The 14,344-nt window shown below is 71.8% G+C and carries 14 protein-coding genes; 9 read left to right on the top strand and 5 right to left on the bottom strand.

The features are described 5' to 3' along the window. Positions 1-39: 39 nt before the first annotated feature. Both ACGH48_RS07780 and ACGH48_RS07775 read left to right on the top strand, forming a co-directional pair. Complete coding sequence (locus ACGH48_RS07780) at positions 40-648, top strand: QsdR family transcriptional regulator (protein WP_396290910.1); 609 nt, start codon at positions 40-42, stop codon at positions 646-648. Further along, entirely contained in the window at positions 645-1,088 is a 444-nt protein-coding gene (locus tag ACGH48_RS07775) for an acyl-CoA thioesterase (protein ID WP_396290908.1), read from the top strand. The genes ACGH48_RS07780 and ACGH48_RS07775 overlap by 4 nt, the downstream gene beginning before the upstream one ends. A gap of 19 nt (positions 1,089-1,107) precedes the next feature. Here ACGH48_RS07775 and ACGH48_RS07770 read toward each other — a convergent pair whose 3' ends face one another. From ACGH48_RS07770 to ACGH48_RS07760, 3 genes are all read right to left on the bottom strand, one after another. Next, entirely contained in the window at positions 1,108-1,257 is a 150-nt protein-coding gene (locus tag ACGH48_RS07770) for a hypothetical protein (protein ID WP_396290907.1), read from the bottom strand. A 47-nt stretch (positions 1,258-1,304) separates the two neighbouring features. Beyond that, positions 1,305-1,745 (bottom strand): VOC family protein, encoded by a 441-nt coding sequence (locus tag ACGH48_RS07765; RefSeq protein WP_111086862.1) that lies wholly within the window; start codon positions 1,743-1,745, stop codon positions 1,305-1,307. Between the two features lie 157 nt (positions 1,746-1,902). Beyond that, entirely contained in the window at positions 1,903-5,361 is a 3,459-nt protein-coding gene (locus ACGH48_RS07760) for a proline dehydrogenase family protein (RefSeq protein WP_396290906.1), read from the bottom strand. A gap of 105 nt (positions 5,362-5,466) precedes the next feature. On the opposite strand from ACGH48_RS07760, the gene ACGH48_RS07755 reads away from it, so the two are divergent. The 4 genes from ACGH48_RS07755 to ACGH48_RS07740 all read left to right on the top strand — a co-directional run bounded on the left by ACGH48_RS07755 (position 5,467) and on the right by ACGH48_RS07740 (position 10,563). Next, complete coding sequence (locus ACGH48_RS07755) at positions 5,467-6,369, top strand: LysR substrate-binding domain-containing protein (protein WP_111086860.1); 903 nt, start codon at positions 5,467-5,469, stop codon at positions 6,367-6,369. 136 nt (positions 6,370-6,505) lie between these two features. Continuing rightward, positions 6,506-7,960, top strand: a complete 1,455-nt coding sequence (locus ACGH48_RS07750) for a putative Ig domain-containing protein (protein WP_396290905.1) — start codon at positions 6,506-6,508, stop codon at positions 7,958-7,960. A 220-nt stretch (positions 7,961-8,180) separates the two neighbouring features. Beyond that, positions 8,181-9,788, top strand: a complete 1,608-nt coding sequence (locus ACGH48_RS07745; protein ID WP_396290904.1) for a putative Ig domain-containing protein — start codon at positions 8,181-8,183, stop codon at positions 9,786-9,788. Positions 9,789-9,930: 142 nt separating this feature from the next. Beyond that, positions 9,931-10,563, top strand: coding sequence for an FMN-dependent NADH-azoreductase (locus tag ACGH48_RS07740; RefSeq protein WP_396290902.1), 633 nt, complete (start codon positions 9,931-9,933; stop codon positions 10,561-10,563). 17 nt (positions 10,564-10,580) lie between these two features. Here ACGH48_RS07740 and ACGH48_RS07735 read toward each other — a convergent pair whose 3' ends face one another. Continuing rightward, positions 10,581-11,624: an MBL fold metallo-hydrolase gene (locus ACGH48_RS07735; RefSeq protein ID WP_396290900.1), complete on the bottom strand. Its 1,044-nt coding sequence runs from the start codon at positions 11,622-11,624 to the stop codon at positions 10,581-10,583. 169 nt (positions 11,625-11,793) lie between these two features. On the opposite strand from ACGH48_RS07735, the gene ACGH48_RS07730 reads away from it, so the two are divergent. From ACGH48_RS07730 to ACGH48_RS07720, 3 genes are all read left to right on the top strand, one after another. Further along, a complete protein-coding gene (locus ACGH48_RS07730; protein WP_396290899.1) occupies positions 11,794-12,837 on the top strand; it encodes an ATP-dependent DNA ligase in 1,044 nt (347 codons plus the stop codon). Between the two features lie 138 nt (positions 12,838-12,975). Further along, positions 12,976-13,137 (top strand): hypothetical protein, encoded by a 162-nt coding sequence (locus ACGH48_RS07725; protein ID WP_396290898.1) that lies wholly within the window; start codon positions 12,976-12,978, stop codon positions 13,135-13,137. Beyond that, positions 13,134-13,277, top strand: coding sequence for a hypothetical protein (locus ACGH48_RS07720; RefSeq protein WP_185021377.1), 144 nt, complete (start codon positions 13,134-13,136; stop codon positions 13,275-13,277). The genes ACGH48_RS07725 and ACGH48_RS07720 overlap by 4 nt, the downstream gene beginning before the upstream one ends. A 19-nt stretch (positions 13,278-13,296) precedes the next feature. On the opposite strand, the gene ligD is transcribed toward ACGH48_RS07720, so the two are convergent. Further along, complete coding sequence (gene ligD, locus ACGH48_RS07715; protein WP_396290897.1) at positions 13,297-14,316, bottom strand: non-homologous end-joining DNA ligase; 1,020 nt, start codon at positions 14,314-14,316, stop codon at positions 13,297-13,299. Between the last annotated feature and the right edge of the window lie 28 nt (positions 14,317-14,344).

The following is a 14,344-nucleotide window of genomic DNA, read 5'->3' as shown; positions in this document are numbered from 1 at the left end:
CGATGCATCATTCTCGAAAACGTTGCAAGGGAGGGTCGCGTGTACACATCGGATTCTGCGCTGCGCGCCTTCCGGGAGGCCCGCCACACCTTCATCGACGGCGCACGGATCGACATGGGCGCCTTGGCTGCCGCACTCGGCGTGGACCGTACGTCGCTGTTCCGGTGGGTGGGCAACCGTGACCGGTTGCTGTCCGAGATCCTGTGGTCCCTCGCAGTCCCGACGCTCGACCGGGCGTCCCGCGCTGCCGACACGATCGGGTCGACCGGCGCAGCACGCATCGTCGACGTGCTCGACCGGTTCACCGCCGACCTCATCGAAGCCACCTACTTCCGCGCGTTCCTCACCCGCGAGCCCGCGCGGGCGATGCGCCTGCTGACCACCTCGGAGAGCGACGTGCAGAGCCGGTTCGTCGACCGGATCACTGCACTCGTCGTCGAGGAACAGTCGTCCGGCGAGTTCGATCCGGCCCCGCTCTCCGCCGAGGAGCTCGCCCGGCTGCTCGTCCGGATCTCAGAGTCGTTCACCTACGCTGAGTTCATCTCCGGTGAGGCCCCCGACCCTGTCCGGGCACGCGCCGCGTTCGAGTACGTGCTGCGCCCCGCCGCCGATCACGCCACACCCGCACCTCCGATCGGAGACCGATGACCATCGACGAGTACCCGTTCCGCCGCCTCTACCCCACGCGGTGGAACGACAACGACATGTTCGGGCACGTCAACAACACGATCTACTACTCGGCGATGGACAACGCGTCGACGTACTGGTTCCGCGAGCAAGCGGGGCTCGACCCGTTCTCGTCGGAGTGGATCGCGGTGCTGGTGTCGTCGAGCTGCCGGTTCGTCGAGTCCGCCGTGTGGCCGGACGTCATCGAGGTCGGGATGCGCTCCAAGCACCTCGGCACCACGAGCCTGTCGTGGGAGTTCGGCCTGTTCCGCCAGTCCGACGGCGCGCTGCTCGCCACCGGCGAGTTCGTGCACGTGATCATCGACCGCGAAGGTGCCCGCCGGCCGATCCCCCTGCCGGAGTCGCTGCGCGAGCTCGTGACCGGCACGATGGTCGCCCAGCAGCCCGCCGTCGCCGACTGACCGCGCGCACGACGCCCGGTCAGGGGCGGTAGTCGTCGCGGCTCGGCCGGTTCAGCCGCGCGGCGAGGTCGTCGCCCGCGGGCTTCGCGCCGTTCAGGGTCCCGAGCACCTTCGCGATGGTCGACAACACGAAGCCGATCCCCCGGCCGATGGCGTGTACGAAGCGCATGACGTCCCCTCTCGTCACCCCACGCTAGCCCGCGGCCCGAGGACTGCTCAAGACTTCAGCGCGGCCAGCTCGAGGTTGATGTCGTCGGGGTCCTGCACGGACAGGATCACCATGCCGGCGTCCCCGAGGTCGGTCACCTCGCCGTGCTCGACCCCCGCAGCGTCGAGACGTGCGGCCGCCTGGTGCAGCTCGTCGACCGACCCCACGACGAAGCTGACGTGGTCGAGTCCCACCGTGTCCGGGTTGAACGTCTGCCCCGCCGGAGCGACCGGGCGCAGGCCGAAGACCTGGTCGCCGAGCTGGAACACGGATCCGCCGTAGAAGCGCTCGCGGTCCTCGCGCACGCCGGGCTCGTCGACCTGGTCGCTGAAGTCGATCGCCGGGTCGGTGCCGAGCAGCTGCTGGTAGAACGCCTTGCTGCGGTGGATGTCGGTCACGGTGACGCGGACGTGGGCCAGGGCGGTCGGGCGTGCGAACGGTTCGGTCATGGTGGAGCTCCTCCGGGTTCGACCCGACGCAGGGCCGTCGGGTGCGCGCCGTGGTTGCGACGCACCCACGAGGAAACCCCTGCCACCTCGGTGCATCCCGACACCGTGCGGCGACCGGACAGCGGCGCTGGACCCGAACGCCAGCGCCGCGGTCCGGTCAGATCAGGTCGTCGGTCAGGTGGTTCGGCGTGCCGAAGCGGTGCGCCGTGATCGACACCGCCTGCTCGCGGACGAACGGCAGGATCTCGAGCCGCCCGGCCTCGGTCACGGGGCCGCCGTACACCGCGACGTCGGGACGCCCACCGACCGCCGCGTAGAGCGCCGAGGTGTCGCCGCCGATGAGCCGGACACGGGTCGACGGGCCCGCCGCGATCGACGATGCGAAGGAGTCGTCGGCAACCGACTGCGAGACGGACCGGACGATGGGCAGCGAGCGGAGCGCCGATGCGACGGACTCGGGCAGCGCGGCGGCCGTCGAGACGTCGATCGCCGTGCCGGCCCGGAGCGCAGCCGCGACGACGCGGACGAGGTCAGGAACAGCATCCTCGTCACCAGAAGCCAGGCGCACCTGCACCGACGGGAACGGCAGGTACCGGGCGATGTTCCGCTCGGCGCTCAGGGCCGAGACGTCGGTCGCGGTGCCGAACAGCGTCGACCAGGCCTGCTCGTCGGACGCCAGCGCACGGTCGAGCACCGGCGACGACACCTCGGCCGCCCGGACGAACGTCCGGATCGGGGCGGACGGAGCCGCCGTAGCGGTAGCAGCAGCGGGGGTCCACGACCCGAGCCCGAGCAGGTAGTTCAGCCCACCGGCCTTCGTGCCCGCGCCGACGGCCGACTTCTTCCACCCACCGAACGGCTGCCGGCGGACGATCGCGCCCGTGATGCCACGGTTGACGTAGAGGTTGCCCGCCTGGATCCGGCCGAGCCACGTGCCGATCTCGGCCGGGTCGAGCGAGTGCAGGCCCGAGGTCAGGCCGTAGTCGACCTCGTTGACGATGTCGATCGCTTCGTTGAGGGTGTCGGCGGTCATCATGCCGAGGATCGGACCGAAGTACTCGGTGCGGTGGAACTCCGAGCCGCGTCGGACGCCCTGACGGACACCCGGGCTCCAGAGCTTGCCGGTCTCGTCGAGCTGCTTCGGCTCGACGGCCCAGGACTCGCCCGCGCCGAGCGTCGTCAGGCCGTCGAGCAGCTTGCCCGACGCCGGCTCGATGACCGGGCCCATCTGCGTCGCGGCGTCGGTCGGGTAGCCGACGGTGAGTGAGGACACGGCGTCGAGGAGCTGGTTGCGGAAGCGCTTCGACTTCGCGACCGACCCGACCATCACCACGAGCGACGCGGCCGAGCACTTCTGGCCGGCGTGCCCGAAGGCCGAGGCGACGACGTCCTTCACCGCGAGGTCGAGGTCCGACGACGGGGTGACGATGACGGCGTTCTTGCCCGAGGTCTCGGCGAGCAGCGGCAGGTCCGGACGGAAGGAACGGAACAGCTCGGCGGTCTCGTACGCGCCGGTGAGGATCACCTGATCGACCATCGGCGAGGCGATGAGCTGCTCGCCGAGCTCGTTCTCGGACACCTGCAGGAACGCGAGCACGTCGGCCGGGGCGCCGTGTGCGTCGAGCGCGGTCTCGATGATCGAGGCGAGGACTGCGCCGGAGCGCTCGGCGGGCGGTGCCGGCTTGAGGACCACGGCGGACCCTGCGGCCAGCGCGGCCAGGGTCGAGCCCGCGGGGATCGCGACCGGGAAGTTCCACGGCGGCGCGACGAGGGTCAGGCTTGCCGGGGTGAACGTCGCGCCGTCGACCTCGTCCAACGAGCCAGCGAGCGTGCCGTAGAAGTGCGCGAAGTCGATCGCCTCGGACACCTCGGGGTCGGCCTGGTCGATGGTCTTGCCGGTCTCGGCGGCCATGACCTCGATGAGTGCGGCGCGGTTCGCCTCGAGCGCGTCGCCGACGGCGTGCAGCACGGCGCCACGAGCGCCACCGGACCAGGTGCCCCAGACGGCACCGGCGGCCTTGGCGCGGCCGAGCGCGGCGTCGAGCGCCGTGGCGGAGTCGACCCGGGCCTCCTGGACGGCGCGGACGCCGAGCGTCGACGACGCGACGCGTGCGGTGATCGCGTCACCCCACGAACGGACGGAGGCGACCGACGGGTCGCTGTCCGGCGTGTTCTCGAACCGGCCCGGTCCGGGGCGTCCGACGGCCGCGTAGCGGTCGGCGACGCGGTGGGACGCCGGGGCGGCGAGGCCCTCAGGCGTGGCGAGCGGCACGAGCGACGCGCGGAACCGCTCTTCTTCGCGCGCGAACAGCGGCGGCGAGGACACGAGCGAGAAGACCGCGGACATGAAGTTGTCCTGCGAGGCGCCTTCTTCGAGTCGACGGATCAGGTACGCGATCGCGACGTCGAACTCGCCCGGGTGGACGACCGGTGTGTACAGCAGGAGCGAACCGACGGTGCGGCGGACGGCTTCTGCCTGGCCCTGCGCCATGCCGAGCAGCATCTCGAACTCGATGCCGTCCCGCACGCCCCGCTCACCGGCGAGCAGCCACGCGTGCGCGACGTCGAACAGGTTGTGCCCGGCGACGCCGACGCGGACGTTCTCGACGCGCGACGGCGTGAGCGCCCAGTCGAGCACGCGCTTGTAGTTGGTGTCGGAGTCCTGCTTGGTGTGCCAGGTGGCGAGCGGCCAGCCGTGCACCGAGGCCTCGACCTGCTCCATGGGCAGGTTCGCGCCCTTGACCAGGCGGACCTTGATGCCGGCACCACCGCGGGCACGGCGAGCGGCGGACCACTCCTGCAGCTGCTCCATCGCGGCGAGGGCGTCGGGCAGGTACGCCTGCAGCACGATGCCGGCTTCGAGGCCGAGGAAAGCGGGCTCGTCGAGGAGCTTCGTGAAGACCGCGATCGTCAGGTCGAGGTCCTTGTACTCCTCCATGTCGAGGTTGATGAACTTCGCCGGGGTCGCGGCGGCGGCACGCTCGAACAGCGGGCGGAGCTGCTCCACGATGTCGTCGACGGCGTGGTCGAACGCCCACGGCGAGTGCGGGTGCACGGTCGACGAGACCTTGATCGACACGTAGTCGACGTCGTCACGGGCCAGGAGCTTGTGCGTGCCCTCGAGCCGGCGTGCGGCCTCGCGCTCGCCCAGCACGGCCTCACCGAGCAGGTTCACGTTGAGCCGGACGCCGTCCCGCTTGATCTTGGCGATCGCGGGGCCGAGCTTCGAGTCGGTCGCGTCGACGATGAGGTGGCCGACCATGCCGCGCAGCACCCGGCGGGCGATGGGCACGACGACGTTCGGCAGGACCGGTGCCATGCCGCCACCGAGGCGCACGAGTCCGCGCATCGCGGCGGGCAGGAACCCGGGGGCGCCGGGCGCGATCTGCCGGAGCTTGCGCGCGGCGACGGCGAGGTCTTCCGGGCGGACGACGCCGTCCACGAAGCCGACCGCGAAGTCCAGACCGGCCGGGTCGGCGAGCACCCCGGCGAGCTGCTTGGCAGAGCCGTCCACCGGGAACGACTCGGCCTCGGCCAGCCACTGTCGGACGAGTGCGACGGACTGGTCCGCCAGGGCGTCGTGGTCGGTGGCGGGGTGCTCCTGCAGGGTCGTCATGGGATCAGTGTGGAGGCCCGGGATACGGTAGCGGAAGCGACCGTTCCTGATGGGTACCGTTCAGTTGCACTACCGAATCCGCCGCGACCCCGCTACCGTCGGACCATGCTCGACGTCCGCCGCCTGGTCCTGCTCCGCGAGCTCTCGATCCGCGGCACCATCGCGGCCGTCGCCGAGGCCATGAACTTCACCCCGTCGGCGGTGTCGCAGCAACTCAGCGCCCTGGAACGCGAGGCCGGAGTCCAGCTCCTGCGCAAGGCCGGACGGCGGTTGCAGCTCACCCCGCAGGCCGAGGTGCTCGTCGCCGCCGCCGGCCACGTGCAGGACGTGCTCGAGCAGGCCCAGGCGCAGGTCGAGGACACCCTGCCGTCCGTCCAGGGGCGGGTGCGCGTCGCCGTGTTCCAGTCCGCCGCCCTGGCCCTGATGCCGAACGCCCTGCACGAGATGGCCACCGAGCACCCCGACGTCCGCGTCGAGATGGTGCAGCGCGAGCCCGAGACCGCGCTGAACGAGACGTGGGCGCGCGACTTCGACATGGTCATCGCCGAGCAGTACCCGGCGCACGCCGCACCGCACCTGTCCGGGCTCGACCGCTCCGACCTGACCACCGATGCGGTCCGGTTGGCGTTGCCGCCGCTCGACACGGCGCTGTTGCCGGTCTCGAGCCTCGAGGACGCCGAGGCCCTGCCGTGGGTGATGGAGCCGCGTGGGACGGCCTCGCGACACTTCGCCGAGCAGGTGTGCCGACGCTGGGGCTTCGAGCCGGACGTCCGCTACGAGACCGCCGACCTGCAGACCCAGATCCGCCTGGTCGAGTCCGGCAACGCCGTCAGCCTGATGCCCGACCTGATGTGGACCGGGCGCACGACGACCTGCCGCCTGCTCGAACTCCCCGAGCAGCCCCGCCGCACGATCTTCACGGTCGTGCGCGCGGCCGGGGCGTCCTCGCCCGCGGTCCGTGCACTGCGCGCAGCGCTCGAACGCGCCGCGGCGGCCGTCGGCGACTGACGGGGCCTGTCCCCGATCCGGCTGACCGCACCGAGACCGAACCGAGACCTGACGCGCCGTCAGCATCGCTGGATCGACGACATCTCCTTGGTGAGGGCACTTCTCGTTGCCCCGTCCGGTATCCGAGGGGGATCCCATGAGTCAGCCCTGCACGTCCACCACGCGTCGCGTCGCCGCGATCGGCGCCGCCGTCGCCATCGTCGCCGCCTCGTCGGCCCTCGGCATCGGCGCCACGACCGCCGTCGCCGCCGAGGAACCGGCGGCGACCAGCACCGTGACACCGGCGGCGACGAGCGCCGCGACACCCGCTGCGTCCGCCTCGCCCGAGACGCCCGTCCCGACCGACACCCCCGACGAGCAGCCGGGAGGCACGACTCCCGATCCGACGCCGGCTCCCGCCGACGAGTCGGAGACCCCACTGCCCGCTGCGCCCGCCGCCGACGACGGCAGCGACCTCGCGTTCACGGAGCCGTCGACCGAGGACGCCCCACTCGCCCTCACCGCGACCGTCGGCACCCCGTTCTCGCACACCTTCCAGACCACCGGCGGCAACGGCACCGTGGGCTACGCGATCCAGGACGCCCCGTCCTCGGCCGCCGGGCCGTCCGACTACAGCGTCAACGTCGAGACCGGCGTGCTGAGCGGCACCCCGACGGACGCCGGCACCTTCCGCTTCGAGGTCGTCGCCCTGAGCGGCTCGACCCAGATCACCGAACACGTCGAGCTCACCGTCTCCCCCGCCGCAGAGCCGGACGTCATCACGTTCGACGAGCAGTCGAAGCCCGAGTCCCCGATCCGCATCGAGACCACGGCCGGTGACACGGTCGACCGGACCTTCACCGCGACGGGATCGTCGAGCGAGCTGCACTACATCCTGCTCAGCGGTCCGACCGCCTTCCCGGTGCCGGGCAACGCGTACCCGACGGCTCCGGCGGGCCTGTCCGTGGACGAGGCGACGGGCCGACTCAGCGGTGCACCGACCCAGGCGGGCGAGTGGGACTTCCAGGTCATGGCGATGAACGGCGCCCGCGCGGCGACGCAGTACGTCCACCTGTCCATCCGTCCGGCCGCCACAGCCCACCTCGAGCTGCTCATCGGGGTCATCGGGACGGGCCAGGCCTGGCAGGCGGGCGAACACGGTCTGCGCGAGATCTTCGCCGAGAGCCCCGACGCGAACCCGGTCGACGCTGTCCCGGCAGCCCAGGGCGCGACGATGTCCGTCCGGGTCACGCCGCTCGACGCGTACGGCAACCCGACCGAGGACCACGAGGGAACGACGCCGACGGTGACGAGCAGCGTCTCGTCGGACGAGGTCTCGTTCCCGTCCGACCCCTGGAACGCTCGCGTCGGGTTCCCGCACGCGTCGCCGCACACGATCACGGTCGCTCTCGACGGGGTGTCCACCTCGTTCGACGTGGACGTGCAGCCGGCGGCAGCGACCATCGGCACCACGACCCCGACAGTCGGCTCCGGGACCGGCACCCTCGCCTACACGGGCGCGGAGACGTCCGGCCCGCTCGCCTGGGCGCTCGGCCTGCTGGCCGCCGGCGGCGGCCTGCTCGTCCACCGGCTGCGTCGCCGACGCGCCTGACGCGGTGCAGCGCACCGGATGACGGACGGGAGGCCCGTGGCGGATCCGCCACGGGCCTCCCGTCCGACGCGGGTTCCCGCACGAACCCCCAACCATGGTCACATTCCGGTCACCAACCCCTGACCGGCCACGCAGCCGCACTACGATCCGAGCAGGCCGAAACTCTCGGCAGATTCTTACGATCCGGCCACCCAGCCGGACCTGAACATGGGGGGAACCCGTGCACCGCAGCACCTCCGCCGTTCGTCGCGCATGCGCCGTCGGCACCACCGTCGCACTCGTCGGTCTGACCACCGGTCTCGGCATCATGTCCGCGACCGCCGCCAGCGCCGTCGAGCCGGTCGACTCGACGCAGCCCGTCGTCTCCGAGGAGACCCCGGCACCCGTCGACGCGACGGAGACGCCCGCACCGACCGACGACCCGACGGTCCCCGCAGACGAGACCCCGGCCCCTGCCCCCGCCGAGGAGACCCCGGCCCCCACCCCGAGCGACGACGCGACCGCCCCGGCCGACGAGCCGGCCGCTCCGGAGACCACGGCTCCGGCCGCCGAGACCCCGGCGCCGACCGCGAAGCCGACGCCGGACGTGACCACCAAGGCCGCCGACGCCACCGTCACCATCGACGGCGCGGCGAAGGTCGGCACGCTCCTGAGCGCCGTCGTCACCGGCTTCGACGAGGACTCCTCGTACAAGTACGTCTGGGCTGACCAGGACCGCAACGTCCTGTCGAAGACCGCGACCTACCGCATCGACCCCACCGACGTGCGCAAGACGATCACCGTCACCGTGACCGGCACGCTGCCCGGCGCGACGGACACCACCTCGGTGACCTCCGCCGCGACCGCGCCCGTCAGCCAGACCCCCGCCTTCCTCGGTGAGGACGGCAAGCCGACGAAGGCCGGCGCCGACGTCGACCACCCGCTCGAGCTGAGCACCACCGCCGGTGACGCGTTCTCGTACACGTTCCGCGCGCAGGGCTTCCCGGAGCCGACGTACAAGCTCGCGTACTTCTTCGACGAGGATGCCGAGTTCAACGACTCCCCCGCCGACCAGCTGCCCGACGGCCTGACCTTCGACGCGTCGACCGGTGAGCTCAGCGGTGTCACGACCTGGAGCTCCGACTGGACCTTCGCCGTCACCGCGACCAGCGGTACCGAGACCGTCACGCAGTACGTCGACCTGACCGTCGAGGCAGCAGCACCGCTGGGCGTGGTGGTGTTCACGACGGACCGTGCCGGCGCGTTCGACTTCGACGACGACGACACGAGCACCCGGACCACCTGGGTCATCGACCCGGAGGGCAAGGTCTACACGATCACCATGAAGGGTGACGGCGAAGGTGGGTCCGTCGGGACCGAGGTCGACGGTGGTCGACCGACCATCAAGCAGGGCGGCACCCTGGTCGTCTCCGGCAACCTGGTCGACCGGTACGGCAACGAGATCACCGACGAGAACGACGAGTCGATCGTCCCGACCGTCACGTCCGACGTGGCCAGCGACGTCATCGCTCCGGACCCCGACCTGGACTTCTTCGGTCTCGTGAACGTCACGTTCCCGCACGCGTCGATCCACAACCTGACCGTCGCCGCCGGCGAGTTCAGCACCTCGTTCGCGGTGGACGTCCAGCCGACTGCGGTCGCCCCGGTCGTCACCCCGGTCACCCCGGTCCCCGCGGCCGCACCGGTCACCCCGACGAACCGTGGCGGCCAGCTGGCCTACACGGGTTCGGACGCCACCGGTGCCCTGCCCTGGGCCCTCGGCCTGCTCGTCGCCGGTGCCGGCCTGATCGGCGCCCGCACCCTGCGCCGTCGCCGCGCACAGCGCTGACGGACAACGAGCGCTGACGGCCCCCGTCGTCTCCCGTCCGTCACGTGCCCGCGTGACGGACGGGAGGCCCACCTCGGCCCCGCCTGACCCCGCACCGGGGCGGCGGGGCCGTTTCCGTGCCACCGTCGGTAGCGTGGGCACCATGCCCACGCTGCTGCACATCGACTCCTCGGCCGACCTCGCTCACTCCCGTTCGCGCGCGCTGACCGCCGCGTTCGCCGACGCCTGGCGCGCCCGCGGACCGGAGTACACGGTGGTCCGCCGCGACCTGCACGTCGACCAGCTCCCGCACCTCGAGACCTCGGCGCTGCACTGGGCGGCAGCGGACCGCACCGCGGACGAGACCGTCGCCCCCGAGGCCGAGGCGCTCCGCCAGGAGGTCATCGACGAACTCCTCGCCGCCGACGTCGTGGTGGTCGGTTCGCCGCTGTACAACTACACGGTGCCGTCGACGCTCAAGGCGTGGATCGACCGCATCCACGTCCCCGGCGTCCTGGCCGGCGACGTGCAGCCCCTGGCCGGCCGTCCGGTCGTCACCGTGGTCAGCCGCGGCGCGACGTACGACGCCGGCACCCCGACCGAGGACTGGGACCACGGATCGCCCGTCCTGCACCTCATCCTCGGCACGGCGCTCGGCATGAAGCTCTACCCCATCACGGTCAGCGCGACCCTGGCCGACCGGCTGCCCGACCTCGCGCCGCTCGCCGAGCACGCGTCCGCCGAGCTCGCCGACGCAAAGACGACGATCGAGCGCCTGGCCACCACGCTCGGCTGACGTCAGGACGCGAGCGGTCAGGCGGGGCGGACCTCGCCGGACCGGCCGAGCAGCTCCGCGTGGAACGCCGTCTGCGTCAGCGCGCTCGCGAGCAGGAACCCGGTCATCGACTCGATCCCGCCGCTGAACGGCACCCGCGCGGCGACCTCGAACAGCGTGGGCCGATCGAGCACGTCGAGCGCCTCGGCGACGTGCCGTGACCGTTCCTCGCGGTGCCGCGCCAGCGTCCGTGCGCGGGCGACGACGTCGGTGAACCGGTACTCGTGGCCCGGGCAGACCTCGAGCCCGGCGTACCCGTCGAGTCGGCCGAGCGACGCCAGGTAGTCGCCGAGCGGGTTCGTGGCGGTCCGACCGCCGAGGCCGATCCCGGAGTTGATCCGCGGCAGCACGTGGTCGCCGGTGAACAACAGTCCGTCGACCTCATCGACGAAGCACACGTGCCCGGCGGTGTGCCCGGGCGTCCAGAGCGTCCGGATGGTGCGACCGGGGATCGGCAGCACGTCGCCGTCCGCCAGCAGCAGGTCGGCGTACGGCGCCTCGCTCCGCCCGAGCCCGATCCGTCGCCCGCTCCCCCAGGCCGCGACGACGCCGTCGTGCAGCTCGGGCGGCAGGCCCCACGTGGCGATGTCGGCGTCGTTCTGCACGGCGTCGGTGCGCTCGCGGTCCAGCGCCTCGACCTCGAGCCCGTGCATCGCGACCCGCGCACCGGTCGCTCGGCGGATCGCGGCGGCGGCACCGAGGTGGTCGGCGTGCAGGTGCGTGACGGCCACCAGGGACACGTCGTCGAGCGACCGACCGATCGCCGACAGTGCGGCGCGGACCTCGTCGACGCCGCCGTCGGCCGACCACCCGGGGTCGATCAGCGCGAGCGAGCCGTCCGACCCCTCCACCGCGTAGACCAGGGTCGCGTCGGGCACACCGAACCGGAACGGCACCGCGAAGGTCCAGGTGCCCGGCCGCACCTGTTCGACGGGCGGCAGGACGCCGTCGCGGAGCGCGGCGGCCTGCACAGGGCTGATCGGTTCCGGAGCCGGCACTGCCGACGGGGGCACGGTCGTCACCCGCACCACACTACTGACGCGCGCCGATCCGCCCAGGGCGAGCCGGGCCTCCCGGCCGCACTTCGTGAGCAGAAATGGTCGAGTCGTCGCGCCGGACCCGACCATTCCTGCTCACGAAGCGCACACCCCGCCCACGCAAGCCCAACCCGCGCCCGAGTAGACACGACGCATGGAGATCGCACCGATGCTGGCCAAGGCCGTCGCCGACGTCCCGGACCCCGACAGCGTGACCGGCGGCCTGCGGTACGAACCGAAGTGGGACGGCTTCCGCGGCATCGTGACGATCGACGGCGACGACGTCGAGATCGGCAGCCGCGGGGCGAAGCCGCTCACCCGCTACTTCCCCGAACTCGTCGAGGCGTTCCGCGCCCAGTTCGGCGGCCGCGACCATCCCGTCGTGCTCGACGGCGAGGTGATCCTGCGCTCCGGCGAGCCCGGAGCCGAACGTCTCGACTGGGAGGCGCTGTCGCAACGCATCCACCCGGCGGCGTCGCGGATCGCGAAGCTCAGCGCCGAGACGCCGGCCCAGTTCGTCGCGTTCGACCTGCTCGCGGCGGACGGCGACGAACTGGTCGACCTGCCGTTCGACGAGCGACGCGAACGCCTGGAGCAGCTCGCGAGCGGCATGTCCGACCCGCTGTTCGTCACGCGCACCACGCTCGACGTCGAACAGGCCCGCGAGTGGCTCACCACCTTCGAGGGCGCCGGACTCGACGGCGTCGTCGCCAAACGCCGGGCCAAGCCGTACGAGCCGGGCAAGCGGACGATGCTCAAGATCAAGCACCACCGGACGGCTGACGTCGTCGCGATCGGGTACCGCGTCCACAAGAGCGGTTCGGGGGTCGGGTCGCTGCTCGTCGGGTTGTACGGCGACGACGGCGAGCTCCGCCAGGTCGGCGGCGTCTCCGCCTTCTCCGACGAACGCCGGCTCGCCCTGGTCGACGAGCTCGAGCCCGTCGTGCTCCGCGATGCGGACGGGAGGCCCGTCACCGGCGACGGGGAACGGTCGCGTTTCTCGTCGGGTCGCGACACGTCGTTCGTCCGGCTGGCGCCGGAGGTCGTGCTCGAGGTCCGGTACGACCAGATGGAGGGCGACCGGTTCCGGCACACGGTGCAGTTCGAACGGTGGCGCCCGGACCGCGACGCGGAGTCGTGCGGCTTCGACCAGCTCGAGGTGCCCTCGGCCTACGACCTGCGGGATGTCCTGTCCTGACGCCCCGTTGTCCGTTTTTCGACGTGTTCGCGGCACCAGCAGGAAAGTAGTTAGGCAAACTAGCGACGCGCTGCCAGCATGGTGATCAGCAGCACGAGGCGCCCATCCCGGGAGCCCCAGGATCGAAAGCGGATCGACATGAGCACCAGCACGCTTGTCCGCCACTCGCAGCGGAACCCCTTCACCGAGGCGCGCGAGGCACGCCGCCAGCGCACCCTCCAGCTCAGTGCGGTCATCAGCGCCATCGCCGGCGTGACCGCCACGGCGCTCGCCCTGGTCACGATCGGTCTGGGCTCGTGATCGTCGACGGGATCAGTGACGCGCACCGCGGCACCTGGTCGCGGCTGACCCGCCTGCACACGGCGAGCGTCGGGCTGCCCCTGCAGACGTCGCGTGTCGACGACCCGGATCGTTCGACGGACACGCTGCCCGCCGTCTGACGGTTCGCGCTGGCCCGGGTCAGGGCTTCTTCGCTCGCGACGGCTGCACGCGCGGTGGTTCGCCGGGCATCTTCGGGAAGTCCGGCGGGAAGGGCAGCTCGCCCTCACCGTTCTCCAGGTCGCGCTCCCACCACTCCAGCAGCGGCGCGATGCTCGCGTGCTCGTCGTGCATCGCCCGCCACGGATCGCCGATCGTCGCCAGACGTTCCGGGACCGTCCGGATCGTGAACGTCGTCGGGTCGGCTGTCGGCAGTTCGTCCCACGTGATCGGCGTCGACACCGAAGCGTGCGCCAGTGCCCGCGGACTGTAGGCACCGGCCATCGTGCGGTCGCGGTTCGCCTGGTTGAAGTCGACGAAGACCCGCTGGCCCCGCTCCTCCTTCCACCACGCCGTCGTGACCCGGTCGGGCATCCGCCGTTCGAGTTCGCGGGCGGCGGCGATCACGGCGTGCCGGACGTCGAGGAACTCGTGCTCGGGTGTGATCGGGGCGAACACGTGCAGACCGCGGTTGCCGCTCGTCTTGATCCACGCCGTCAGGCCCGCTTCCGCCAGGACCTTCCGGAGCTCCTGCGCCACCGGCACCGTGTCCGAGAAGTCCGTGCCGGGCTGCGGGTCGAGGTCGATGCGGAGCTGGTCCGGGTGGTCGCTGTCCTCGGCGCGCGACGCCCAGGGGTGGAAGACCACGGTGTTCATCTGCGCGGCCCACACCGCCACGGCCGGCTCGTCGACCACGAGCTGCGGGTGCTTCCGGCCGCTCGGGTACGTGACCGTGACCGATCGCACGTACTCCGGGGCGCCCTTCGGCGGGTTCTTCGAGAAGAACTGCTCGCCGTCGACGCCGCCGGGGAACCGCTGCAGCGAGATGGGCCGGTCACCGTTGGCCCGGACGAAGGCGTCGCCCACGGTCACCAGGTACTCGGCGAGGTCGAGCTTCGTGATCCCGGCCTCCGGCCAGAGCACGCGCGATGGACTGCTGATCCGGACCTCGCGCTCCCCGTCGGGCCCGGGTACCCGCACCGTCGTCGCTTCGCTCGCCATGCAGCGGAAGGTACTCGGTGCACGATGG

Source organism: Curtobacterium pomorum, assembly GCF_044497295.1.
Classification (GTDB): domain Bacteria; phylum Actinomycetota; class Actinomycetes; order Actinomycetales; family Microbacteriaceae; genus Curtobacterium.
The sequence above is the reverse complement of the archived record's forward strand: the minus strand, read 5'-3'. Positions and strand labels throughout refer to the sequence as shown.